The 25,295-nt window shown below is 62.6% G+C and carries 24 protein-coding genes; 7 read left to right on the forward strand and 17 right to left on the reverse strand.

Features of this window, described 5'->3' with window-relative positions; translation table 11 throughout:
• Positions 1–29 precede the first annotated feature (29 nt).
• The 9 genes from HF916_RS15490 to HF916_RS15530 form a co-directional block, all read right to left on the reverse strand.
• Positions 30–473, reverse strand: coding sequence for a histidine kinase (locus tag HF916_RS15490; RefSeq protein WP_168789784.1), 444 nt, complete (start codon positions 471–473; stop codon positions 30–32).
• A 161-nt stretch (positions 474–634) separates the two neighbouring features.
• Positions 635–2,122, reverse strand: a complete 1,488-nt coding sequence (locus HF916_RS15495) for a SulP family inorganic anion transporter (protein WP_168789785.1) — start codon at positions 2,120–2,122, stop codon at positions 635–637.
• Positions 2,123–2,371: 249 nt separating this feature from the next.
• Complete coding sequence (locus HF916_RS15500) at positions 2,372–2,962, reverse strand: BPSL1445 family SYLF domain-containing lipoprotein (protein ID WP_168789786.1); 591 nt, start codon at positions 2,960–2,962, stop codon at positions 2,372–2,374.
• A gap of 225 nt (positions 2,963–3,187) precedes the next feature.
• Positions 3,188–4,576 carry an FAD-binding oxidoreductase gene (locus HF916_RS15505; RefSeq protein WP_168789787.1) on the reverse strand — a complete coding sequence of 463 codons (1,389 nt, stop codon included), beginning with the start codon at positions 4,574–4,576 and terminating at the stop codon, positions 3,188–3,190.
• A 353-nt stretch (positions 4,577–4,929) separates the two neighbouring features.
• Positions 4,930–5,691 (reverse strand): 3-oxoacyl-ACP reductase, encoded by a 762-nt coding sequence (locus HF916_RS15510; RefSeq protein ID WP_168789788.1) that lies wholly within the window; start codon positions 5,689–5,691, stop codon positions 4,930–4,932.
• A gap of 783 nt (positions 5,692–6,474) precedes the next feature.
• Positions 6,475–7,680 carry a hypothetical protein gene (locus HF916_RS51500; protein ID WP_168789789.1) on the reverse strand — a complete coding sequence of 402 codons (1,206 nt, stop codon included), beginning with the start codon at positions 7,678–7,680 and terminating at the stop codon, positions 6,475–6,477.
• Between the two features lie 141 nt (positions 7,681–7,821).
• A complete protein-coding gene (locus tag HF916_RS15520) occupies positions 7,822–8,529 on the reverse strand; it encodes a hypothetical protein (RefSeq protein ID WP_206001894.1) in 708 nt (235 codons plus the stop codon).
• 150 nt (positions 8,530–8,679) lie between these two features.
• A complete protein-coding gene (gene pdeM, locus HF916_RS15525; RefSeq protein ID WP_168789791.1) occupies positions 8,680–9,339 on the reverse strand; it encodes a ligase-associated DNA damage response endonuclease PdeM in 660 nt (219 codons plus the stop codon).
• Positions 9,336–11,978, reverse strand: a complete 2,643-nt coding sequence (locus tag HF916_RS15530) for a ligase-associated DNA damage response DEXH box helicase (protein WP_168789792.1) — start codon at positions 11,976–11,978, stop codon at positions 9,336–9,338. Before HF916_RS15530 ends, pdeM begins: the two co-directional genes overlap by 4 nt.
• Before the next feature lie 218 nt (positions 11,979–12,196).
• Here HF916_RS15530 and HF916_RS15535 point away from each other — a divergent pair, with 218 nt between their 5' ends.
• From HF916_RS15535 to HF916_RS15545, 3 genes are all read left to right on the forward strand, one after another.
• On the forward strand, positions 12,197–13,072 hold the full coding sequence (locus HF916_RS15535) for a carbon-nitrogen hydrolase family protein (protein WP_168789793.1): 876 nt from the start codon (positions 12,197–12,199) through the stop codon (positions 13,070–13,072).
• Positions 13,069–13,470 (forward strand): FKBP-type peptidyl-prolyl cis-trans isomerase, encoded by a 402-nt coding sequence (locus HF916_RS15540; protein WP_041759096.1) that lies wholly within the window; start codon positions 13,069–13,071, stop codon positions 13,468–13,470. The genes HF916_RS15535 and HF916_RS15540 overlap by 4 nt, the downstream gene beginning before the upstream one ends.
• 101 nt (positions 13,471–13,571) lie before the next feature.
• Positions 13,572–14,033 (forward strand): DUF488 domain-containing protein, encoded by a 462-nt coding sequence (locus HF916_RS15545; RefSeq protein WP_168789794.1) that lies wholly within the window; start codon positions 13,572–13,574, stop codon positions 14,031–14,033.
• 47 nt (positions 14,034–14,080) lie between these two features.
• On the opposite strand, the gene HF916_RS15550 is transcribed toward HF916_RS15545, so the two are convergent.
• Positions 14,081–14,311, reverse strand: coding sequence for a DUF2964 family protein (locus tag HF916_RS15550; protein WP_168789795.1), 231 nt, complete (start codon positions 14,309–14,311; stop codon positions 14,081–14,083).
• Between the two features lie 338 nt (positions 14,312–14,649).
• On the opposite strand from HF916_RS15550, the gene HF916_RS15555 reads away from it, so the two are divergent.
• Positions 14,650–15,723 (forward strand): DUF6765 family protein, encoded by a 1,074-nt coding sequence (locus HF916_RS15555; protein ID WP_168789796.1) that lies wholly within the window; start codon positions 14,650–14,652, stop codon positions 15,721–15,723.
• Between the two features lie 27 nt (positions 15,724–15,750).
• On the opposite strand, the gene HF916_RS15560 is transcribed toward HF916_RS15555, so the two are convergent.
• A complete protein-coding gene (locus HF916_RS15560; RefSeq protein ID WP_168789797.1) occupies positions 15,751–15,987 on the reverse strand; it encodes a hypothetical protein in 237 nt (78 codons plus the stop codon).
• A gap of 57 nt (positions 15,988–16,044) precedes the next feature.
• Positions 16,045–16,338, reverse strand: a complete 294-nt coding sequence (locus HF916_RS15565) for a hypothetical protein (RefSeq protein ID WP_168789798.1) — start codon at positions 16,336–16,338, stop codon at positions 16,045–16,047.
• A gap of 605 nt (positions 16,339–16,943) precedes the next feature.
• Here HF916_RS15565 and HF916_RS15570 point away from each other — a divergent pair.
• From HF916_RS15570 to cls, 3 genes are all read left to right on the forward strand, one after another.
• Positions 16,944–17,795, forward strand: a complete 852-nt coding sequence (locus tag HF916_RS15570; protein ID WP_168789799.1) for an H-NS family nucleoid-associated regulatory protein — start codon at positions 16,944–16,946, stop codon at positions 17,793–17,795.
• Positions 17,796–17,817: 22 nt separating this feature from the next.
• Entirely contained in the window at positions 17,818–18,303 is a 486-nt protein-coding gene (locus HF916_RS15575; protein ID WP_168789800.1) for a hypothetical protein, read from the forward strand.
• A gap of 147 nt (positions 18,304–18,450) precedes the next feature.
• On the forward strand, positions 18,451–19,713 hold the full coding sequence (cls, locus tag HF916_RS15580; protein WP_168789801.1) for a cardiolipin synthase: 1,263 nt from the start codon (positions 18,451–18,453) through the stop codon (positions 19,711–19,713).
• Positions 19,714–19,725: 12 nt separating this feature from the next.
• On the opposite strand, the gene HF916_RS15585 is transcribed toward cls, so the two are convergent.
• The 5 genes from HF916_RS15585 to HF916_RS15605 all read right to left on the reverse strand — a co-directional run bounded on the left by HF916_RS15585 (position 19,726) and on the right by HF916_RS15605 (position 25,205).
• On the reverse strand, positions 19,726–20,682 hold the full coding sequence (locus tag HF916_RS15585; RefSeq protein ID WP_168789802.1) for a hypothetical protein: 957 nt from the start codon (positions 20,680–20,682) through the stop codon (positions 19,726–19,728).
• Positions 20,676–21,470, reverse strand: a complete 795-nt coding sequence (locus HF916_RS15590; RefSeq protein WP_168789803.1) for a MetQ/NlpA family lipoprotein — start codon at positions 21,468–21,470, stop codon at positions 20,676–20,678. The genes HF916_RS15585 and HF916_RS15590 overlap by 7 nt, the downstream gene beginning before the upstream one ends.
• Positions 21,467–22,549 carry a formylglycine-generating enzyme family protein gene (locus tag HF916_RS15595; protein ID WP_168789804.1) on the reverse strand — a complete coding sequence of 361 codons (1,083 nt, stop codon included), beginning with the start codon at positions 22,547–22,549 and terminating at the stop codon, positions 21,467–21,469. The genes HF916_RS15590 and HF916_RS15595 overlap by 4 nt, the downstream gene beginning before the upstream one ends.
• 7 nt (positions 22,550–22,556) lie before the next feature.
• Positions 22,557–24,503, reverse strand: a complete 1,947-nt coding sequence (locus HF916_RS15600; protein WP_168789805.1) for an arylsulfatase — start codon at positions 24,501–24,503, stop codon at positions 22,557–22,559.
• A 159-nt stretch (positions 24,504–24,662) separates the two neighbouring features.
• Complete coding sequence (locus tag HF916_RS15605) at positions 24,663–25,205, reverse strand: hypothetical protein (RefSeq protein WP_168789806.1); 543 nt, start codon at positions 25,203–25,205, stop codon at positions 24,663–24,665.
• Between the last annotated feature and the right edge of the window lie 90 nt (positions 25,206–25,295).

A 25,295-nucleotide genomic window follows, 5' to 3' on the forward strand; every position in this document is an offset into this window, starting at 1 on the left:
CGGCCATTGAGCGGCCGTTAAGCGGCCGCTCAGGCCCGGGCGAAGTGGTTTTCGAGAATATCCGCCACGCGCCATAGCGAACAGGGGCGCCGACAATGGCCGTCGAAACCGGCGTCTTTCAGCAGGCCGATCGGGTCGAGCGGCCAGACGTTGCTCATCGCCAGAATCAGGACGTCGGCGTTGGATCGTTCCGCGCGCGCGGCGCGCGTGAATTCATAGCTGGAAACGGACTCGAGCCGCGTGTCGAGTAAAACCGCGTGCGGCTTCCACCACCTCAGAAAGCTTTGCACCTTGATCAGATCGGCGGCGTAGATCACTTCGTAGCCCTTCAGCGAAAGCGACAGCACCAGCGATTCGCCGATCGCCTTGTCGCGATGTCCTATCAGGATGCGATGCGACTGCCCGGTATCCGCGGCGCTTCTGCGTGTCCAGATGGCAAACTCGGTTTCGTCGAGCGATACGCGCCTTGTCACGGTGGCCTCCGAGGACTGCACGCGGAACGTCTACTGTAGTACGAAAAATCAGCGGTCTCGGGAAATATTACCTTCGATCAGTGTTTGCACCAGGCGCCAATTGACGTTGGGAATCCGTCAGGTTGCGCGCGCAACGTTTCGGCTGTGCGTTGGCCAATCCGTCAAGCTAGCGCAATACCAGCGCGACTCAGCAGACGCTGGTTGCGTTCGGACAAGTTCTTCATACGTAATTCCTTGCCGGCTTTTTGATATCGTTCGACCAGGCCTTGCAATGCCGCCAGTGCCGAATGGTCGGCCAGCAGCAGATCACGGCAGTCGACGGTGACGCGCTCGGGATCTTTGACCGGATCGAAAAGCTCGTGAAAACGGGTGGTCGACGCGAAAAACAGCGTGCCGCGCGGCGCGTAAATCTTGTCGCCGGCGCGATCTTCGACGTGCGCGTGAATTTCACGGGCGTGCTGCCACGCGAAATTGAGCGCGGCGATCACGATGCCGCACAGCACGGCAATCGCCAGATCGGAAAACACGGTGATGATGCTGACCGCCACGATCACCAACGCGTCGTTGCGCGGTACCTTGCCCAGCACCCGCAGCGAGCCCCACGCGAAAGTCTGTTGAGCCACCACGAACATGACGCCGACCAGCGCCGCCAGCGGAATGCGCTCGATCAGCGGCGACAGGAACAGGATGTACATCAGGATCATCACGCCGCTGACGATACCCGACAGGCGCGACCGGCCGCCTGAATTCAGATTGATCATGGTCTGGCCGATCATGGCGCAACCGCCCATGCCGCCGAGCAGACCCGAGGCGATATTCGCGGCGCCGAGCGCGAGGCATTCCCTGTTTGGCTGGCCGCGCGTTTCGGTGATCTCGTCGGTCAGATTGAAGGTGAGCAGCGTTTCCAGCAGACCGACGACCGCCATCAGCACCGCGTAGGGCAGCACCACATGCAGCGTGTCCAGATTCAGCGGGACGCTCGGCATATGCAGACTCGGCAGGCCGCCCGCAATATGCGCCATGTCGCCGAGCGTGCGGGTCGGCACATGCAGCAACTGCGTGAAGAGACCCACGCCGACGATCGCCACCAGCGCGGGCGGCGCCGCGCGCGTGAGTCGCGGCAGCAGATAGACGATCGCCATGGTCAGCGCGACGAGTCCGCACATCATCAGCAGCGCGCTGCCGTGCAGCCATTGTTCGCCTTGCGGCGTGCTCTGTCTGAAGTGCGCGAGCTGCGCCATCGCGATGATGATCGCCAGTCCGTTGACGAAACCGAGCATCACCGGATGCGGGACCATGCGGATCAGTTTGCCGAGCCGCAGCGCGCCGAACACCACCATCAGGATGCCGCTGAGGATCACCGTGGCAAGCAGATATTGCGCACCGTGTTGCACGACGAGCGCCACGATGACCACCGCCATCGAACCGGCGGCTCCGGAAATCATGCCGGGCCGTCCGCCGAACAACGCCGTGATGGCGCAGATGAAGAAGGCGCCATACAGGCCCATCAACGGATTGAGATGGGCGACCAGCGCGAAGGCGATGCATTCCGGCACCAGCGCGAATGAAGAAGTCAGTCCTGCGAGGACATTGCTTTTGATGCCGGGCAGCGTGGCGAGCCAGCCGTGAGTGGGACGAGCGGTGTTCATCTTCAGCGAGGTGGGGAGTCCGGGCTAACGGCGTGCATGCAGGCGAGACGCGCGTCTGCGGACAGATGAGTGTCCCGGCCTGGGGCGCAGCGGTGGCCGGGCAAGATTGCAAAGAGCGTGGATTTTACAGCAGTGCGGTCAGGCTGACCGGGAGGCGGGTAACGCGACGACAACTTCCGCGTCGGGTCAGATAAAAATGCCACGCAGCCGGCGAGGCGGCTGCGTGGCACTGCGCGTGTGCGCTCAGGCTCAGATCATCAGACGCGAGACCTTGGTGCCCTCGAGCGATACGCCGGCCATCAGGCCGCCGTTCGTCAGCACAAAGGCTTCGACCGGGCTGGTCGCGGTCGAGGTGTCGACCGCGCCGTTCGCGCCGATCTTCAGCAAAGCGACGGTGGCGTCCGCACCGGCTGCCCAGCCCTGGCTGCTCGTGAATTTGTCGAGTGCCTCTTGCGTCATGAACAGGAAGATGAGGGCCTTGGATTGCGCGCCGATCTGCAAACCGAACGAGCCCGCGACGGTGCTGTAGTACCCCGCCGTGCGGCCACCCACGCGCAATGCGCCTTCGCCATATTGGCCGCCGACCCAAAAGCCCGCCGAAATGACGTTCGGGAACACCAGAATGCCGCTTGCCTTGGCCACCAGTTCACGCGAGCCGGTGGCGTTCTCGTAGAGACGCGACAGCGTGGAATCGACCCCCGCGTTGATGCTGTCGCGCTTGCCGGCGTTGGCCGAAGGCGATGCGCTCGATGACGGCGACGTCGTCGTGCAGCCGGCAAGGCCGAGCCCCGCAGTGGCGAGCGCGGCGCTGGTGGTCATGATGAATTGTCGTCTGCGCATGATTGTTGTCCTTTCGCGTTATTGGCGCTATTGGCGTTATGAAAGTGGCGTGGTTCGTTTCCATTCAGGCGGTAAGGGCGTGACGCCGACAAGCCCGTACGTCAATTGCTAACCAGCACTTAGTGTGCCCGGTCCCGCCGCGCGCGTGTTCACGGCGGGTCCAGCACGCGTTGGGGGACAACGCGCGGGATGTCGGCGCCCGTTGCCCCGCTTGTCTAGGACTAACTACGCCGACGGCCGGATGTTCTGGTTGTGACGGAACAGGTTGCGTGGATCGTAGCGGTTTTTTACAGCAACCAGGCGTTCGTAGTTCGGCCCGTACGCATCGGCGACACGTCCGCCTTCTTCCTCCGTCATGAAGTTGACGTAGACGCTGCCCAGCGCGAACGGCGCCGCTGCTTCGAAAAATGCGCGGGCCCAGCCGACGCAGCGTTCGTCGTCGCTCGCATCGTCCCAGCGGCCGTGCACGTTCATCGCGTACACCGTGTCACGGCTCGAATAGGCGGTGGCTTCGACTGGAACGCTCTGCGTCTGCTCGCCGATCTGTCCGAAGAATATCTCGCATTGCGGCGACGGCAGGTTGTCGATCGCGTTGAGCAGCGCGTCGATGAGGCCGTCCGGAATCTCGCCGAGATTGTGCGATTTCCAGTAGTTGCGCGCGCCCGGCGTGAGCAGCGGGTCGAACGCCTGTTGCCACATGGCATACGGCATCGGGCCGAGATGTTCACCGACCGGCGTTCCGAAGGTGCGTACGAATTCCACCGTGGACGGACCGCTTTCGACGGCGCCGGTATAGCACATTGCGAAGACGATCACCGGCTTGCCGTGAACTTCGGGTGGCAGAAACGGCAACGGCGGCGCGAGCCGCAGCACCGCCCACACGCTCAGTTCCTTCGGCATGTCGGCTTTCGCCGCGCGGTATTTGAGCAGGGCGTCCCTCGCCTGCTCGATCGGCAGCACCACGAGGCCGCCGTAGACCAGCGGCCCGACCGGATGCAGGGCGAACTCGAATCGCGTGACGACGCCGAAATTGCCGCCGCCGCCGCGAATCGCCCAGAACAGGTCTTCATGCGAATCGGCACTTGCGTGGACCAGTTCGCCTTCGGCGGTGACGACGTCGGCCGAAATTAGATTGTCCACCGTCATGCCATATCGGCGGCTCAGCCAGCCGAAGCCGCCGCCGAGCGTCAGGCCCGCGACGCCGGTGGTCGAGTTGATGCCGAGCGGCGTGGCGAGCCCGAAGGCCTGCGCTTCATGATCGAAATCGTGCAGCGTCGCGCCCGGTTCGACATACGCGCGACGTGCCGTGGGATCGATCCGCACCGATCTCATCTGGGACAGGTCGAGCACGACGCCGTCGTCGCACAATGCGCTGCCGCCGATGTTGTGGCCGCCGCCGCGAATCGCGAGCGGCAGGCCGTTATCGCGCGCGAAGGCCACGCCCTGGCGCACGTCGGCAACGCCCGCGCAACGCAGAATGATCGCCGGATGCCGGTCGATCATCGCGTTCCAGATACTGCGTGCTTCGTCGAAGCTCGCGTCGCCGGGCAACAGAACCTGGCCCCGGATGGCGGTTTTCAATTCGTCGACGGCGCTGCTGGACACATTAACCATGGCTCAATCTCCTGAAATAGTGGACGAGATTCGCAGAACACTATTCAGCTGACCAAAGCAAATTGGAAGTGTCCTGAAGGCTTGTTTTGCGTCCAGTAAACGAGCCTGCCTCCTGAAGTCAAACAGAGGTAAACCCGCGTTTCTTGCCGATTGTGCGCAAGAGCTCGCGCGGCAAGCTTTCGCGGGCCTTGACGGTGGCGATAACCCGCTCCGGCGCCACGGATGGTGGAAATGCTTCGGAAAAAGATACTGCAAAGAAGTGTTGGTTGCGCCGCCGCGTGGTGGGTGCGCAGCGACACTTCCCGGCGTGGCTCGCCCGCGCGTCGGAGGCGCGCGAGTGGTGAGCGAACCGCTTAGCCTTTCACGAGGCCGCCGTCGACGATCAGGTTCTGGCCGGTCACCGCGCGCGACCACGGCGACAGGAAAAACAGGACGGCATCCGCGAATTCCTCTGGTGTCGTGACGCGGCGCACTGGCGTGGAGCTCGCGATCAGGTCGAAAACGAATTCCGGCGTGGCCGCGCTCGCGTCGGTGGTGCGCAGCAGTCCGCCCGACACCATGTTCACCGTGATGCCGTCCGGACCGAGATCGTGGGCAGCGGTGCGCGTGAGCGACAACAGCGCTGCTTTGGCCGCCGTGTAGTCGTGATAGGGAACCACGGGGTTCTGAAACAGATTAGTGCCCACGTTGACGATGCGGCCGAACCCTCGCGAACGCATGCCGGCGACGGCCGCCTGAATCGTATTGAGCGCGCCTTTGAGCGAACCGTCCAGTTGCTGCTGAAAACGCGCCCAGTCGATGGAGTCGATTTTCGGGCGAGCATCACCGTCGAACTGGAAGTCGGCCAGCGCGTTGTTGACTACCGACACGATGGGTTGGCCGGTTTGCGTCCGCGCTTTTTCAAACAGGCGCGTGACGGCGGCTGCGTCCGTGACGTCCGCTCGAAGTGGCAGCACCCGATCGCCGAATTCGTCTTTCAGTGCGAGCGCCGATGTTTCGCTGTTGAGGTAGTTCACGACCACGCTCGCACCTTCACGCACGAGCGCGCGCGTGATCGCGGCGCCGAGTCCGCGAGCGCCGCCCGTGACCAGCACCCATTGTTCGGATAGAAGCATCTGTTTTCCTGTGGTCGATGGAGTTGCGATGCTCGTATTGTCGCCCGAATCAGAATTCGCGCCCGGTCCGTGCGATGGCGCATAGATCGCGAACGAATTCAGAAAGGGAGTGGCAGTGGGTTTGCGCGGCAGTTGGAATGCGATGCGAGCCGCAAGTTTTATACGGCGAGGAGGGCGGCCGATCCGATGACGGAATGCTTTTATTCATTCGACGGTTTTGCGCCTTGCTGAAGTGCGGAGGTGATTATGGCGCAGAGTAAATAGTCCGGGTTTGCGCTGTCTGTGTGATTGCCCGCACTCGTGCACGGGCAAGTTCTCCTTTGTGTTCGGATACGCACGTATGTGAAGCATTCGAACCTATCCGCTTGATTCATCTGATCAAGTGGATCAAGGAAGATGTAAAAAAATAATAGTTTGGAGTGCGTATCTAAAGGCGTGAATTCCCTCCTCTTTATAAAGCCGGTGGTTGACGATCTTTGACAGTTCCGGGTGCGCAATTAATCGTAAAAACCGCGGCGATATCGCATTGCGTGGGGTAGCGCACGGTCACTGAATGGCACTGCGCATAACTTCAACGTCCATCAGGCCCAGCTGTGCCGTTATCAAAACCGGGTTCGCGCACAGCCCGTTGTCTTCTCTCGAATCACGTTGAATCGGACCGGGGTTTTCCGCGCGAGAGATGCTGAAAGTCACGTGGTTTCAGCGTGACGAGAGGCAATGACGACTGGGCGTTGAGGTTTCATTTTTAACAGTGAACAGAGATTCGCTTGTTACCAGGGCCGGTCACTCAAAGCATATAGTTAGGAGAATGAAATGAAAAAGCAAAACGGGGACGCGCTGGCGCTGGGGACGCGCCGGGCGGTATTCGCAGTTGCTGTGAGTCTGTATGCGGCGATGGCGGGTGCGCAAACGAATCCGGCAGCGTCGGCCGCGCCGTCGGTCAGTTCGAACGTGATGATGTTGGCGCAAGCGTTGCCGGGTGATTGTGCGGACGCGCCTGGCTGCATTCGGCCAAGCAGAAGCCTCGTGATGCCTGGTGGAAGTGGATTCGCCACGGGTGGGTTGGGGGCGGTATCGGCTGGGGGCACGCAAAGCGGCGGTAACGGGACTTCGTCGGCAGGGACGGCGACCGCGGGCAATAGCGGCGGGAATGGCGGGACTGGTTCGGGCTCGTCGGGACTGGGTTCCGGGAGTACGGGTAGTGGCAGTGGTAACGGCGGAACCGGCACAGGAGGCGATGGCGGTAACGGTGGCGACGGCGGCGACGGCGGCCATGGTCATGGCCATCATGGGCACCACGGTCACCACGGTCACCATGGCGATGGCGGTCATCATGGTGACGGCGGCGATGGTCACGGCCACGGCCACGGCGGCGACGGCCACGGCGATGGTGGTCATGGGGACGGCGGTCATGGCGATGGTGGCCATGGTCACGGCGATGGTGGTCATGGAGAAGGCGGTCACGGCGACGGCGGTCACGGCGACGGCGGTCACGGTGATGGTGGTCACGGCGATGGCGGCCATGGTGATGGTGGTCACGGTGACGGTGGTCATGGCGATGGCGGCCATGGTGATGGTGGTCACGGTGACGGTGGTCATGGCGATGGCGGCCATGGTGATGGTGGTCACGGTGACGGTGGTCATGGCGATGGCGGCCATGGTGATGGTGGTCATGGCGACGGCGGCCATGGTGATGGTGGCCATGGTGATGGTGGTCACGGAGACGGCGGCCACGGTGATGGTGGTCACGGCGACGGTGGTCACGGCGATGGCGGCAAAGGCGATGGCGGTCACGGTGACGGTGGCCACGGTGACGGTGGTCATGGCGACGGTGGCAAGGGCGATGGCGGTCATGGCGATGGTGGCCATGGAGACGGTGCTCACGGCGACGGCGGTCACGGTGACGGCGGCAAGGGCGATGGCGGCAAGGGCGGAAACGGTCCTGGTGCAGGCAGCTCGGGCAACGGTGGCCATGGAGAAGGTGGTCACGGCGACGGCGGCAAGGGCGGAAGCGGTGCCGGCGCAGGTGGTTCGGGCAATGGCGGTCCTGGCGCAGGCGGCCCGGGCAATGGCGGCTCCGGCAACGGCGGTAACGGCGGCAAGGGCGGAAGCGGTCCCGGCGCGGGTGGCTCAGGCAACGGTGGTCCCGGCGCAGGCGGTTCGGGCAACGGCGGTCCTGGCGCAGGCGGCCCGGGTAATGGTGGCTCCGGCAACGGCGGCAACGGCGGCTCCGGCAACGGCGGCAAGGGCGGCGGCGGTCCTGGCGCAGGTGGCTCGGGCAATAGCGGTCCTGGCGCAGGCGGCCCGGGCAACGGCGGCAACGGCGGCTCCGGCAAGGGCGGCAGCGGTCCCGGCGCAGGTGGCTCGGGCAACGGTGGTCCTGGCGCAGGCGGCCCGGGCAATGGCGGCAACGGCGGCTCTGGCAACGGCGGCAAGGGCGGAAGCGGTCCTGGCGCAGGTGGCTCGGGCAATGGCGGTCCTGGCGCAGGCGGCCCGGGCAATGGCGGCAACGGTGGCTCCGGCAACGGCGGCAAGGGCGGCAGCGGTCCCGGCGCAGGCGGCCCGGGTAATGGCGGCCCCGGCAACGGCGGCAATGGCGGTCCCGGCAACGGCGGCAACGGCGGCCCCGGCGCAGGCGGTCCCGGCAACGGCGGCAACGGCGGTCCCGGTGCAGGCGGCCACGGCAATGGCGGTCACGGTGGCGACGGCGGCAAGGGCGGAAATGGCCCAGGCGCAGGCAACGGAGGCCAAGGCCACGGTGGCGGCTTCGGTGGCGGCTTTGGAGGCCACGGTGGCGGCTACGGCAGCGGCGGCGGAGGTCACGGCGGCGGCAACCACTAACGGAGCGACGCTCCTTCATCGCACGGAGGCCGGGAGACCGGCCTCCCTACCGATGCCAGACGGAGCGAGCGAACGACCACCGTCCGCTCGCTCCCATCTTCAACCTCCACAAGCCAGTCGCTCAAGAAGCCCGTACGAAATCCCTCGTCACACCACTTCAATCACCCTCTCCTGCACCACCAGAAAAACCTTCTCCCCAGCCACACGACCGTCCTCACGCGTCCCTCCAGTAAAGCTCCCAAACGCAGGCAACACGCCGCACGCCGTCCCAAACCGGAAACACGGAACACGTACCGAATCGTTGCGCGTCGCAATCCGATACACCGGATGCACATGCCCCGCGAGCGCATACGCTCCCTCGACTCTCTGCGGGTGATGACACAGCGCCCACGGCCCCACACGCCAAGGCTCCTGCACATACTCGACGTCGAGCGTCACCGGCAGCGCGCCCGCATGCCGGTCGTGATTACCCTCGACCAGCACAACCCGCAGCCCCGCATGCCGGGCGCGCCAGACATGCAACGCGTCGAGCGTCTCGCTGGCGTGCGCCTCGCGCGCATGCAGCAGATCGCCGAGAAACACCAGCATGGTCGGGTCGAACTCGGCGATCAGAATATCCAGGCGCATCAGGTTGTCGGCGGTCGAACCGATCGGCACCGGAATGCCGCGTGCGCGAAACACGGCGTCCTTGCCGAAATGCGCATCGGCGACGAACAGGCAACGCAGCGCCGGATCGAAAATCGCGCGCAAGCTCGACAGCACGAGAGGATGGCCGGCGATCTCCACCGGCAACGAAGCCGGCTTCATGCGCGAGCCGCCTTCTCGAGTTCGGCCAGCATCCGCTCGACGCGATCCGCTAGCTTCTCGGTGCTGACCTTTTCCCGCAGGCGTCCGACGATCAGCGGAAACGCAAACGGCGTCGGCTTTTTTGGCCGCGTGACGACCACGCGGCTCGCGTTCATGCGTTCGAGCGCAATGCGAATGCGGCGGGCGTCGAGTTCCTGCAGCAGCACTTCATCGTCGGCCTGGTTGAGCAACAGATTGCCGCGATCGTGATTGCGAAAGATCTCGTAGAAGAGGCCACTGGACGCCTGCAATTGCCGCGCGCTTTTCTGCTGCCCGGGATGCCCCTGAAACACCAGCCCCGACACGCGCGCAATTTCGCGAAAACGCCGCATCGAGAGTTCTGACGAATTGAGACTGGCGAGAATGTCGTGATCCAGTTCGTTTGGCGAGAGCAATCCGCTTTCAAGTTGCGCGGCCCAATCGAATGGCTGCGCGGACAACAACTCGAAGCCGTAGTCGTTCATCGAAATAGAAAAGGTGCCGGGTTTTTCGCGTGCGATGCGCCATGCGAGCAGTGCGCCCAAACCGATATGCGCCGTGCGCCCGGCAAACGGATAGCAAAAAAAGTGATGCCCTTCGCGCGATTTCACCAACTCCACCACCAGCACGCCCGGCTCGGGCAAGGCCGACCACTTCTGTTGCAATTCGAGCAGCGGCCGCACGGCGCGCATTTCGGGTTCGTCGTAGATGCCACCGGCGGCGCGCGCGAGCATCGTCAGCGTGGCGTCGGCGAGTTCGGACGAAAGCGGCATGCGACTGCCCGCCCATTGCGGCATGGCTCCACGCGACGAGGTCGCGCGCCGCACCCACGCGGTCATATCCTGCACGCGGATCAATTCAAGTGCACGTCCGCCGAAAGTAAAAATATCGCCCGGTTTCAGCCGTGAAATGAACGATTCTTCGATCGCGCCGATTCGACCGCCGGAGAGATAAGCGACATTCAACGTGCCGTTCGCGACGATCGTGCCGATATTGTTGCGATGCCTTCGCACCAGATCCTCGCGCGGCACGTGATACAAGCCGTCGCTTTCGCGCACCACGCGATGGTAGTCAGGATACGCGCGCAACGCCGTGCCGCCACCTTCGACGAAACCGAGCGCCCAGTCGAACTCCGCCTGCGTCAGTTGACGGTAGGCATAGGTGCAGCGAATTTCCCCGTATAGTTCGCGCGCGTCGAAACCGCCGCCGATCGCCACAGTGACGAGATGCTGCACCAGCACGTCGAACGGTTTCTCAGGTGTTTCACGGCCTTCTATCTGACGCTTCTCGACGGCCACGCGCGCGGCGGCGGCCTCGACCAGTTCGAGCGCATGCGTCGGCACGATCGTCACACGCGACGGCCGCCCCGGCGCGTGACCCGAACGGCCCGCGCGCTGCATCAAACGCGCGACGCCCTTGGGCGAGCCGATCTGAAACACGCGCTCCACCGGCAGAAAGTCGACGCCCAGATCGAGGCTCGATGTGCACACAACCACCTTCAACAAGCCGCTCTTGAGGCCACGTTCGACCCATTCGCGCACTTCCTGATCGAGCGAACCGTGATGCAGCGCGATCAGGCCGGCCCATTCGGGCCGCGCTTCGAGCAGCGCCTGATACCAGACTTCGCATTGCGAGCGCGTGTTGGTAAACACGAGCGAGGTCTGAGCCTCGCCGATCGCCTCGGCTACAGCGTCGACCTGGCGCAGGCCCACATGGCCGCCCCACGGAAACCGTTCGATGGTCTCGGGAATCACCGTATCGACGATCAGTGCTTTCGGCAGCGCGCCATGCACGCTCACCCGTGGCGTTTTCACGGGCGCGAGCAGCACATCGGCGGCGAAGGACAGATTGCCGAGCGTCGCCGACAAGCCCCATACCTGCAATTCAGGCCGCCAGTGCGCAAGACGCGCGAGCGCGAGTTGCGTCTGCGTGCCGCGCTTGTTGCCGAGCAACTCATGCCATTCGTCGACGATCACCAGCCGCACATGAGCAAGCACATCGCATGCATCCGGGCGAGTGAGGATGAGTGAGAGGCTTTCCGGCGTCGTGACCAGTGCCGACGGCATGCGCCGGTTCTGCCGCGCGCGCTCGGCCGACGACGTGTCGCCGGTGCGCAAGCCGACGCTCCACGGCACGGCCAGTTCCGCCGCCGAACTTTGCAGCGCGCGTGCGGTGTCCGCGGCGAGCGCGCGCATCGGCGTGATCCATAGCACGGTGAGCGGCTCCGGCTGTGTACGGGGCGTGCGTTTTCGCGCACTTGACGTGGCGGCGAAGGCGGCCAGTGCGCCGAACCAGACGGCCCATGTTTTACCGGCGCCGGTCGTCGCGTGCAGCAAACCGCTCGCGCCACGGGCGATTTCCTGCCAGACCTCGCGCTGAAATTCGAATGGCTGCCAGCGGCGCGCCTCAAACCACTCGCCGAGTTTCACGGCAAAGGGGCGTTGCGCAGCGGTTTCGTCGATGGAAAAAAGCAGCGGCTCGAAGGCCGGTTCGCGCGCGTCGAGTCGCGCCTGCTGCTCGCGGCTGCGCGGAATCCGGCGCGGCCGGGGCGCACGGCGCCGCTCCGGCAAAGCAGAGGGCGCCGGGACTGTGGTCTCGTCGGAGTCAGCCGGCTCGGTCATCGAAAGCGCTCTTTAGCATCGGATTGGCGTGTCGGCGAACAATTCGAAGAAAGGGATTTCCTATGTGGACCGCTAAACCGCTCAGGTGGTTCACCACGCATCGTCGCACTTACGCGCGGCGTGCCGCTCGTGTTTAAATGCCGGGGCTTTGCCTGCCTCGACCCAAGGGTTGAAAGCGCGCGGCATATCGCAACGGTCCTTTCATAACGGAGCGCACGTTGAATCATACACAGGCATTGCTGCCGCAAACCTCATTGCGAATTGCGGCTGCCCAAGCTCAACCGGTGTCCGGCGACGTCGCGGCCAACATCGCCAGAACGGTCGAATTGACCGCTCTGGCCGCCGACGCCGGCGCAAAACTGGTGGTTTTTCCCGAGAAGTTCCTGACCGGCTACGAACCTGATCTGATCGCCGGCGATCCCGCGAAATACGCTTTCGATGCACACGACGCGCGGCTCGAACCGATTCGGGACATCTGCCGGCAGCGTGAAATCGCCGTCATCGTCGGTGCGGCGACGCGCGGCGAGGGCGGCCTGCATATCTCTTCGCTAGTGTTCAGCCGTTCCGGCGCGCAGCTCGATTCGTATCACAAGCAATATCTGTACAGCAGCGAGACAAAGATCTATCGCCCGGGCACGCAAGGCCGCATGCTTGAACTCGACGGATGGCGCCTCGCACTCGGCGTGTGCTACGACTCGGGCTTTGCGGAGCATGCGCGGCTTGCGGCGGTCAACGGCGCGCACGCGTATCTGGTGAGCGCACTCTTCAGCGTGAAGACCGGCTACCACCAGTCGCGCATCTGGTTTCCCGCGCGAGCATTCGACAACACGGTGTACGCGTTGTTGTCGAATCACGTCGGCACGACCGGCGGCTGGGCCACGTGCGGCGCGAGCGCGATCTGGAGCCCGTCTGGCGACGTGGTGGTGGAAGCGAGCCGCGAGCGCGAAGAGGTGATTACCGCGCTACTCGATCCGGCCGTGCTGGCCGACGTCCGCGAACGCGAGACGGTGCTCGCGGACTTCCGCGCGCGCGGCGAGGCAGCCCATGCGATCCGTTACAATGAGGCGCACTACCCATCTGGAGACTCGCTTTGAAATCTATCGTTGCATTGGTCGCAGCAGCTCTTCTGTCTTCGACGGCAATGGCCGCCGCGCCCACCACCGAAAAACTGCCTTCCGGCGTCGTGGTCGAACACCTGACGCAAGGCACAGGCGCCCAACCGGCCGCCGAGGATGTCGTGAAGGTCAACTACCGCGGCACGCTGGCCAACGGTACCGAGTTCGATAGCTCGGCGAAACACGGTGGCCCGGCCACGTTCCCGCTGAATCGCGTGATTCCGTGCTGGACGCAAGGCGTGCAGAAGATGAAGGTGGGCGGCAAGGCCAAACTGACCTGCCCGGCAGCGACCGCTTACGGCGATCGCGGCGTCGGCGTGATTCCGCCGAACAGCGACCTGACCTTCGAGGTCGAACTGGTCGGTATCGTCAAGTAAATCAGCACGACGTGAACTGAGACTGAGCCCCGCTCCGGATATCGCAGCGGGGCTTTTCTTTTTCCGGGCACTGCGTCTGCCCACTGCCAGGTACTCCCGCAATGAAACGCGAAAACAATGCCGTGCAGGTGGCCACCATCGGATTTACCGGCAAGACGGCTCAGGAATTTTTCGATCTGCTGAAAAACGCCCAGGTGCGGACGGTGCTCGACATTCGCCTGAGCAACACGTCGCAACTGGCCGGCTTCGCGAAGAAACAGGATCTGCCTTTCTTTCTCGACAAGTTGTGCGGCGCCGCTTACCAGGAAATGCCCGACCTGGCTCCGGAACCCGACTTGTTCAAGCGCTACAAGGCCAACGAATTGACGTGGGACGATTTCTCCGCGGCTTACGTCGAGCTGATCGCCAGGCGGCGGGTGGAAAGCAATCTGGACGCCGATCTATTCCGCTCGGCTTGCCTGCTTTGCAGTGAACATTTACCTCACCATTGCCACCGGCGGCTGGCGCTCGAGTATCTGAACTCGCGTTGGAATAGCCGCCTGAAAATTACCCACCTGTCGTAACCGCCCGCTCAATGGCGTGGCTTTGGGCAACCGGAGAAGGCCGGATTTCACTCGGACGGCGCAAAAAGCATCGAGATATAAACGATGGTGGAGACGACGGTAATGCCGACCCCGATGAAAACTTTGGTGCGATTGAATTCCAGTCCGCCGTTAATGGCCACGCAGATCCCGACCACGGACGCCAGGGTGCCAATCGTGGCCAGCAAGACGTGAAGCTTGCTGCGTATCAGCTTGCGCCGTTCCGGACTGGCGCCTTCTTTCCAATTGTCGAGTTTCACGGGAATTATCCTTTGCGTTAGCGTGTACTGCCCGAAGGTTTGAACTGGAGAGTCGTGTGGCCGGTTATGCCCTTTCGCATTACGAATGGTTTCCAATGGCACACAGCATAGCTGAGCCGCCGGACTGTGCAAATAATAAAAGCGGAAAGATTGTCACACGTCTATTTAGTGGCGCGGCGCGCGCACCGGACGCGGCATGAAACAGGACGGCGAGCGGTTTTTTAAAGTCCCGGCGCGTTCGGTCGTCTACTATCTACTCACGCGCCGACGCGGCATCCACCTCGCCGCGCAGTCCAGAATCCCCCGTCGTCATTCGTCGCGCTTCAGGAGCGCCAGCCATGAATATCGACTTTCATTATGGTGTCATCTATATTGCCGCCCGCGTTGCCGGGATGCCGGCCGACGACGCGATCACCGTGGCGCACGCCTGCCAATATGTGGACGATGCGACGACCGCGGGCATATTGCGTTTCCAGGGCGGCGAGACGTTCGAACGCTTCGCCACCGCGCACAAGTTGTTCGATTACGCCACCACGGAGGACGACAAGAACCGGCTGGTGTGGACGCCCTTTCATTTTCTGCCGGCGGCCGAGGGCTCGACGTTGCACGAAAAGGCCGTGTGCCGGCCGGATAGCGCGGTCGCGCGCGAGGTGGTGCGGCGCGCGATCCTGCGCCGGGACACCGAGACGGGACTGCATCGGCTGGGCGTGACGCTTCATACCTATGTCGATACATGGGCGCATCAGGGGTTCGCCGGTATCGAAAGTCCGTGGAATCGGGTTCATCTGCTGGAGGCTCAGGACTGCACGCGCAAAGGCTGGTTCGCCAAACTCAGACTCGCCAGCGAGCACCTGATCGAACACATCGAGGAGGATGTGCTGACGGTTGCGCTGCCCGTCGGTCACGGTGCTGCCTTGCACTATCCCGACCAACCGTGGGCGAAATGGCATTACATCGACGGTAGAAACGAGTTCGTCCAGCGACACAATCTGCCGGAATTCGTGCAAGCGGCCGAGATGGCGTGCCGCGCGGTGCGCGCCTATCTGGCGGGGCGGCAAGATTTCGAGAACCTGCCCGGCATGCCGGACGATGTGAGAGGCGTGCTCACGAACCTGCTCAATACGAACCGGCTCGAGGACGACAACGATCGCTTGCGGCATATTTGCCGCGTCGTGAAGGCCGGCGGTATTCCGGGTTTGAAAGAGTCGATTCCGGACTATGTGCCCAAAGGTCCCGGCTCCTGGAAGTACCTGGCCACCGGTTTGAAGTTCGACGACGATACCGGAGACAAGCCCGATTGGACGGACGCTTTTGAGAAAAGCGATTACCGGCTATTTCACGACGCGGTCAAGCAGCACCGCTTCGTGACCACGCAGGAGATTCTGCCGACGCACGGATTGCGAATCGCCTGAACGGGGCGCCGGCGCCCCGAACCCGGGTTATTCCACTCTGGCTTGCTGACGTTGCACGGCCAGTTCTTCCGCATGCTTTTTGGCCATGTGCCGCCCCACCAGACAGCCGCCGACCGCGCCGACCACCGCGTGATGTCCGGCATAGTGTCCCGCCACCCCGCCTACGACTGCTCCCTTCATGCAGCCGGCCGCGTTCGCCGTGCCGACCGCTGCTGAAGTGAGCGCCACCGCCGCGAGGGCGGTTCTGATGTAACGAGCTTTCATCTGAAATGTACCGTGCAATTGAAGAGGGGTTCTAACATGGCGCTATACGGCGTCATTTCAATAGCCACCCCAGTGCCGTTCCCGCCATTCATGTTCGCGCCAATGCTCACGGCGCCATTCGCGTTCCCGCCATTCACGGCGTTCCCGCCATTCGCGCTCGCGCCAGTCGCCGTAACCGCCGTAGACAACCGGCACCGGAGCCGGACCACGCGCGACATAAACGGGCGGCGGCGCTGCAATCACGCCGACTGGAATGCCGACTCCGACGGCCACATCCACGTGTGCCGAGGCTGCCGACGATGCCGCCAGCACTGCCAGACCAAATACCGCGCCGATGATCTTCTTGTTCATTTGCCTTCTCCTTGCATATCGAAGTGCGGTGCTTCCGATTGCCTCAGGTTCACCCTTGCGGGTTTTCCGGAGCTTTGCGTCGAGTTGCGGTTTGGAGTGTAGAAGGGCGGTCCGGACACAGGTGAAACAGCGCTGCGAGATTGGTAACGCGGGGTTACGGAGGTGCCGGCTAGCGCATTGCATCTGGGGAAAGCCGGGATCTCGTGGCTGAAAAAGTGTTTTTATAAGAGCGGGTGGACGCGCAAACGTACTCAAGCAATAAAAAATGTACTGCTGCCCTTTGAATCTTCTAATGCTTGCCTATAGTAGAAGCGGTTCATGCTGCAATGCACGGCGGCTGCCTTTCAGTGTGATGGAATGTCGTCGTCGATCGCCGGCCGGGAATTGCAAAGGCGGCCCAGGAATTGGAAAGACAGAAAAAAGGAAAGGAGGAGTGGCAAAGAAAAAAGACAGAAAAGTGTGGCGACGAAGTAAAGAACCCAAAAAGTTCGTACTCCACCGGATGCATGATCGACTCAGAGTCGTGTTTTTATAGCCACGCCGATCTGCCTTTCTCGCGTCATTCGTGGCATAGTTCGATCGATTACCACATAAGGAGCAATCAAATGCCCACGTTAGAGCAAATCCAAGCAAAGCTTAAAAAGCTTCAGGCGCAAGCTGACGTCCTTCTGGCCAGGAAAGCGCAAGTCGCGGTCGACCAGATTCGTGACCTGATGCTTAAGCATGGTCTGACTACCGCGGATATCGAAGCCAAGGCAAAGGCCCGGCGCGCCGCGAGAGGCTTGAATGGCGGCAGCAAGGCGAAAGCCGTGAGCTCCGGTAAGGCAGTGGCAAAGTACCGCGACCATAAAACCGGCGCGACCTGGACGGGTCATGGCCGCGCGCCGGGTTGGATTGCCGGCGTGAAAGACCGCGCACAGTTCCTGATCGAAGGCGCAAGCGAACTGAAGTCGGCAGCAAAGGCTGCTGTCACCCAGGCGAAAGGCAGCAAAGGTCAGCCGAAAGGCGCGCAACCGCCCAAGTACATCAATCCGAAAACAGGCGCGACCTGGAGCGGCCGCGGCCCGGCGCCGGCATGGCTCGCCACGGTCAAGGACCGCACCAGATTCCTGATCGATAGCGCTTCGGCAACGGTGGCGGATGCGGGTCACAAAGCCGCGAAGAAGGCCGGCAAAGTGAAGTCGGCGGTAACTAGCGGCGTAGTGAGCAAGAAAGCCGCAGCCCGAAAAGCCGTCGCAAAGAAAGCAGGCGCGGCCAAAAAGACGGTTGCAAAGAAAGCCACCGCGGCAACCACGAAAGTAGCGGCAAAGAAAAGCGCCGCAAAGCCGGCGGCGAAGAAGAGCGCCGTGGCCAAAGCAGCCAGGAAAGCACCGGTTCGCAAGGCCGCAGCCAAAAAAGCCGTCGCGACGAGTGCTCCGGCCACGCCGCCAGCCGCGCCGGCGTCAGCCGGCGCATGAGCGCAACCGAGTCGTGAAGTAGATGACCAGTACGCTTGAATCATCCCAGCAGGAAGACCAGGTCGTCCTGCTGGACTCGGTTCCTCATCCGGCAGAAGATGCCGCCGAACCCTTTATCGTCGCGAGTGCCCGCCGGGTCATTCTCTCTTATCCGATTGCGGAGTCCGACTTTGAACGGTTCGGACCATTCGATCCCGACGACGATCCATTTTGCGCGGTGCTATTTCCGGACACGGTGTTTCATCGCCTGGGTCCGCCCGGCGACGGCGATCTGGAGATTCACCCGCTCGCCTCGCAGGGTCTCACCGGCTATTCGGTTCACGAAGTCATGAATTCGTCGCTTGCCGCCGAGCTTGCGGCGGGGGCATCGGCGGGACCTGTGCTGCGCCATTTCGTCATCACGTTTCAGGCGTCCACATTCGAATGCGTGGCGTCGGACTATACGGTGGTCGGTGTCTACGGCGCGGGTGAAATAGCCAGCCGGGAAGCGTTCTCGCTGGTCAGGTAATGACTTTGAGTAGCAAGGTGCGGGCCTGCAATGGGCACGCGCAATGCGTCCTGCGTTCGTCGTAAAAGCCGGGCCGAGGTCCGGAGTGTTCGTCAAACCGCAGGACGCGCATGCGACGCGTCCCGCTGATTCGTATCGAGGCCACGCATGCTGACGATTCCGATTACCGCCTTCGTCACACTCGTCATCATCTTGGTCATTGCCAATTTATCGAGTGGCGAGAAGAAGATCGAGCATAAGATCGATCGCCTCTACGCGAGCGACGATCCGCAATTCCTTCGTTCAATGGGTTTGCTGCTCGGGCCGCCGGTCATATCGGGCAATCGCTTCGAGATGCTGCTGAACGGCGACCGAATTTTTCCTTCGATGCTGGAAGGCATCCGTTCCGCACGTCAAACGATCACGTTTGAAACCTTTATCTATTGGTCCGGAGAGATTGGCGAGCAGATTGCGCAGGCACTCGCGGATAAAGCACGCGAAGGCATCGCGGTGCACGTGCTGCTCGACTGGGTCGGCTCGTCGAAAATGGATAAGCGCTATTTGAATCTGCTTCGCGATGCTGGCGCGGAGGTGATTCAATATCACAAGCCCCATTGGACCGGCCTTGGCCGCATGAACAATCGCACGCACCGCAAGCTGCTGGTGATCGACGGGCATATCGGCTTTACGGGTGGTGTGGGTATCGCGCCGGAGTGGACGGGCCACGCGCAGAATGAAAAGCATTGGCGCGATACGCATTTCCGCGTAGCGGGTCCGGTGGTCGGCCATATGCAGGCCGTATTCATGGACAACTGGGTGAAGGCAACGGGCAATGTGCTGCACGGTCCCGGCTATTTTCCTGATGTCGAACCAATGGGCGACGGCTTGGCGCATATGTTCAGCAGCTCGCCCTCGGGCGGCAGCGACGACATGCAGTTAATGTATCTGATGGCGATCACGGCGGCCACGCACTCCATTCATCTGGCGAGTGCCTATTTCGTTCCCGACAAGCTGACCATCAACGCGATCGTCGAGGCGGCGAAACGCGGTGTGAAAGTGCAGATCATCATGCCCGGAAAACGGATCGACACGCATACCGTGCGGGAAGCATCGCGCGCGTGCTGGGGCGATCTGCTCAAAGCGGGCGTGGAAATGTATGAATATCAGCCGACCATGTTTCACTGCAAATTGCTGGTGGTGGACGAATACCTGGTTTCAGTCGGCTCGACCAATTTCGATAACCGTTCGTTCAAGCTCAACGACGAAGCGAATCTGAACATCTACGACCGTGACTTCGCCAGGCAGCAAACCGCCGTTTTCGCCGACGATATCAAGAAGTCGCAGCAGGTCACGCTCGAAGCATGGATGCATCGGCCCTTTACGGAAAAGCTGATCGAAAAGTTTGTACCGCTGCTGGATACACAGCTCTGACGAATGTTCTGATTACCGATCTGTGCCAGAGAGATAGGCTTCGATAGTTGATAGAGAAGAGGGCGCGCTGCTGTCCGGTCCGATAGCAGGAAGCGGAGTGGCAAGAAGCGCTTTTGCACGTTGATATGCCTGAGCGAATCCGCGCAATTCCTGTGTCACCGGACGATCATCCAGTCGGCGTCGCAAAAGCGCTCGCTCGATACTGCGGTCGATCAGCGCGAGTTGACTGTCGATATAGTCGAGGCACAACTGTCGGCAACGCGCGGAGCCACCCGCCACGGCCAATAGCGCCGGCACGATCGAGATCGTCAGAAAGCCGCCGGGCGGAATGCGCGCCAACGCGGCGGGCGAGTCGAACAGGTCTTTGCGCAGCGATTCGAATACGGCACGGCCCCACACTTCGCGTTCTCTTTCGAGCGCGCTGCGGCGACGCGCGAGCGCGTCTTTGGCATTCGCGTCTTCTATGCGGCTTTCCGCGACTATCAGCGTGGCGTCTGCGCGTTCACCTTCCTGAATGCAATCGGCGCCGAGGTACGAGGCGCTCAGATTGCGTCCGGCTAGCACGAGATGTTGCAGCGTATCCGGCACGAGCGGATCGAGCGGCACGACTTCGCACGTGACCGGCTTGCCGTTCAGATGGATGGCGCAGCGTCCGTCGTCAGCGAGCGCGGGGCAGCGTGCCAGCGAAGGGTAATCGTAGCCCTGCGTCATGATGCTGAAGGTGTCGCCGGAGCGATAGAGCAAGGTATCCGCGATCGAATCGAAGGCGGCGATATCGGCCTCGTCGAGCACGGCTTCGTGCCGGCCGACGCGTACCCGCTCACCGATGCGCCTGCGCGGCACGCGGCCGATCGCCAGGCAGCCGATGAACCGGTCGCGATGCCGGAACAACTCGGGCAACGCCATGGCCGGTGGACTATTACAGCATTTGCCGCACGCCGTGCACGCGAACGAGAAAGCGTTTACCACGGCCGGCGCACCGAGTCCTGATAGCGCGTCAGAATGAAATGCGCGACGTCGCTCGAATGATAAGCGGCCACCAGTTGCGCAACCCAAGGCTGAGTGCGGTCGGAATCTCGCACGGTCAACACGTTGGCGTAGGGCGAGCGGGCATCTTCGAGGCCGAGGCTGTCGCGCGCCGGGTAAAGACCCGCGCGCGCCGCATCGTCGCTATCGATCACGGCGAAGGCCACGCTGTTCAATGTGTCGAATAGCCGCGCGCGCGGCACCTGCCGGATCTGCAGATTCAGCCGGTTGCTCGTGATGTCGGCGAGCGTCGCGTGCAGGCCCGCCGTGTCCCTGAACGTCAGCAGCGTGAAGTTCTGCAGCAGGATCAAGGCGCGCGCGGTGCCTTCAGGGTCGTTGGGGATCGCGATCGTCGCGCCGCGTCGCAACTGGCTGAGGTTCGTCAGTTTGCGCGAGTACAAGGCGATAGGAAACGTCACGGTGGTGGCGACGCTCGTCAGCGCGAGACCGCGCCGTTTGCGCTGTGCGTCGAAGCGTGGCTCGTCTTCGAAACTCGCCGCATCGATCTGCTTCGCGGCGAGCGCGGCGTCGATACGCTCGGACTGATCGAATACGACCACGTCGAGCGTGAGTCCGCGACTGGCTGCGACACGGCGCACTTCGTCCATGATCTCAGCATGCGCGCCCGCACTCACACCCACTTTGATGACTTGCGACGCGGCAGCGTGCACGTGTTGAGCCATTGAAGCGGCGACCAGCAACGCTGCCATCACGAATAGCCGAGCCTTCATGACGCGTCCCTTAACACCGTGCGAAAACCGATATGCGACGCGGGCAAATCCGCCTCCTGCTGTTCGCGCGACGCCGCCCGATAGCGCACGCAATAGTCGCGCGAGCACAGGAACGAGCCACCTTTGATGACCATCGGCGTGTCGTGTTTGCGGCTGAGCGGCGCGACCGCCGCGGTATCGCCGTTGGTGTGGGACTGGTGCGGACCCGTGTAGACATCCTTGGTCCACTCCCACGCATTGCCGATCATGTCGTAGAGCTTGAAGTCGTTGGCGGCATAGCAGCCGACGGGCGCAAGACCGATGTGACCGTCCTCATTCGTGTTGAGCACGGGAAACACGCCTTGCCAGTAATTCGCGCTCGGCTTGCCGTGTCCGTCGCGCGGCGCGGTGTCGAGGTCCGCGCTTTCGCGGCCTGCTTTGCCCGCGTATTCCCACTCGGCCTCGGTGGGCAGATCGCGGCCGAGCCAGCGCGCGTAGGCGAGGGCGTCGGCTTGCGTGACCATCGTCACCGGCTGGTTCAGGCGGCCTTCGAGCGTGCTGCCCGGCCCGGTCGGATGATTCCATGCGGCGCCTTTCACCCATGTCCACCACGCGAGATCGCGTGCATTCATCTCGTCGCGTGTCGGCGTGTGAAACACCACGGCGCCACCCTGACGCTCCGAATCGCTGACATAGCCCGTGGCCTTCACGAACGCCGCGAACTGCGCATTCGTCACATCGGTCTGATCGATCCAGAAACCGCTGACGCGCGTCTTGCCGTCGCCGGCGGGACGCTCGTCTTCGTAACCGAGCTTGCTGCCGAATACGAAGTCGCCGCCATGCAGATGCACCATGCCGGCTTCCGGATCGTCACGCCAGCGCGAGGGCAAGCCGGCATAGCGCTCGCATTGCTGCTCGGAGCCGAGCGCGGCCAGCGGGCGCGACGTGTTGAGCTTGTCGAACGCGCCTTGTTTGCCGCCGCTGAAGACCGCCGAAGCGGCCGTCGCGGCGGTAAAAGCGGCGGCGAACGCGACCGTGGCGATCGCCGCGTACACGCTGTACAGCGCCGCGTTGCTCTTCAACTTGAATCTAACGGTCATCGCGTGCTCAGTAGTAACCGTGCGGACGCAACGGTTCGACGCCGCCGACGCTGCTCATATAGTTGTTCCACTGCTGCACGAGACCATCGATCACTGAGGGATTCTGCGTCGACACGTCCTGCGTTTCGCCACGGTCGGCGCCCATGTCGAACAGTTGCCAGTGACCATCCACGGGGCCGAGCGGCGGTTCCGTCCACAACGCTTTCCAGCGGCCGTCGGCGCTGCGCAGATAGCCGCGGCCGTAGGCTTCGTCGCCGAACGATGCGGAATGTACCGCGCTCGTCGCCTGATCGTTCAACAGCGGCAGCAGCGATTGCCCGGTGACCGGATACACGTAGCGATTGTTATAGACCACCTTGCCCTTGTTCTGATCGACGCCGGTCAGCGTATTGATGAGCGGCGGCGCGGCCTGCGTGGGCGGCGAAATCTGTGCGACGGCGAGGAACGTCGCAGTGTTGTCGGTCACGTGCGTGAAGTCGCGCAGTGTCGGCTTCTGCGTGGTCTCACCCGGCAGATGGACGATCAACGGCGTGGACACGCCACCTTCACCCGAATAGCCCTTGGTCAGACGGAACGGCGTGGCACTCACTTCGGCCCAGCGCAGGCCGTACTGCAGACGTTGCGCGTTCTGCTTGCCATTGTCGGTGCCGAGTGCCGAGTAAACCGGATCGGCGGCGTTGGCGGTGTCGGTCGCGGTCGGGTCGGCGCCGGAGTCGATCGGCCAGCCTTCCGCGCCGTTATCCGACTGGAACATGATGAAGGTGTTGTCGTACTCGCCGATATCCTTTAGATGCTGGATCAGCAAACCGATGTTGTGGTCGAGGTTTTCGACCATGCCCGCGTAGATTTCCATGTAACGCGCCTGGGCTTTCTTCTCGGCGGGCGAGAGGCTTGCCCACGTCTTGTTCACCGTGCCTGGACCATAGTCGGTATAGCCTTGCGCGGCGCTGTGCACGGCGCTCACGTACTTCGCGTTCACCGTGCCGTTGTTCGCCGTGGCCGCGGTAGCGGCGAGCGTTTCCGATGCACCGCCGTACGGCACGAAGTCGTTTGGAATGATGCCGAGCGCTTTTTGCCGCGCAATGCGGGCGTTACGGATCGCGTCGTAACCGGCGTCGTATTTGCCGGCGTAGTTGTGCAGATAAGGATCGGGTACTTGCAGCGGCCAGTGCGGCGACGTGTAGGCCGCGTAGGCGAAGAACGGTTTGCCGTCGCCCTTGTTTGAATCGATGTACGAGATCAGGCGCTGCGTATAAAAGTCGGTCGAATAGAACACTGCCGGGCTACCGCCCGCGCCGCCCGGTTGTCCCGGCTGACCGGGCTGGACGTATTTGCCGTCTTCGGTGTAGTTCTGCGAGTTCGCCAGTTCGTGCGCGAAGTGATTGGTCGCGGCGCCGCCGAGCAAGGCATAGCTGTGTTCGAAGCCCCATTGGTCGGGCGTCTGTCCGCCGCCCGTCGTGCTGCCGACAATGCCCGAGCCAATATGCCATTTGCCGGCCATATACGCGTGATAACCGCCGTCTTTCAGCAACTGCGCAACGGAAAGCGCGCGGTCGTTCAGATAGCCTTCGTAACCCGGCAGTCCTTTGCGCTCATCGGTCGGCACGCCCATGGTGCCTTCGCCGACCAGATGGTGATCGGTGCCGGAGATCAGCATGGAACGCGTGATCGCGCAGACGGTGCCCGTATGATGATTCGTCAGGATGCGGCCCGATTGCACCAGCGCGTCGAGGTTGGGCGTGTTGATTTCGCCGCCGAACGCATGAATGTCGGAATAGCCGAGGTCGTCGGCCATGATGTACAGAATGTTCGGGCGTTTCTGGGCGACTACGGGTGCGGGCGTCGGGCCGGGCAGATTGTCGTCGCCGCACGATGCGAGTGCGACGAGACTGGCGACGGCGGCGCCGATCATGCCAAGACGAAGAGAAGGGCGCTGCGATCGTTGTGTTGTCATTGTTGTGCGGACCGGATATGTCGGGTCGCCGATGGTAGCAATGACGCCAATACGTCCAAAGTTCGATTTCTGCGTTGCTATGTTCGATCGCCGATATAGGCGTTGCAGCGTGATACCGGGTATCACGCGCGCGCTGCTTTCGCGTGTCGGCTGGTGTGGCTAGTTGCCTGGATCGAGCACCGGCTTGTCTGGATTCGCAAGCGTTTTGTAGGGCAGTTGTGCGGCGTGCGGATGGCTGATGGTGTCGTCGATCACACGCTCGACGTCCGCGGTTTTCGCGAGCTCGGCGAGGAAGGTCTGCTTGTCGAAGCCCGGCGCGACGCAGCCTTCCACGTAGATGAAGCGGCGTTGCAGCGTCAGCCAGAGCGTCGACTGTTCGCGCCAGTGCGTGGAGAAATTGATGTTGGTGAGGCGGCGCTGCACGGCCTCGGCAATTTCCACGTCATACAGATAGGCATTCGATAAACGGCAGCGACCTTCCACCCAGCAACTATTGCCGCGTTCGATCCGGTAATGGCTGTCGTCGAGCCATTCTTTCTCAGTTTCGAGCGGCCCTAAAGGCACCGGACAGTCGCCGATCGCTTTGGAAATCTGAAAGAACGGGTCGTGGCCGCGATTGCCTCGCGCCGGCTCAGCGTGTGCGTGAGTGGCGGCGAAACAGATCAGCAGACTCGCTAGCCGCAATGGGATCGAACGTTTCATCCTCATCAGCTCCAGGTGTCGGGCGTTGAGTAGAGTAGATGGAACGACGGCAGTGGTTTGAGCGGATGCAGTGCCGATTATGCGACGATC

It is taken from the genome of Paraburkholderia aromaticivorans (genome assembly GCF_012689525.1).
GTDB classification, from domain to species: Bacteria; Pseudomonadota; Gammaproteobacteria; order Burkholderiales; family Burkholderiaceae; genus Paraburkholderia; species Paraburkholderia aromaticivorans_A.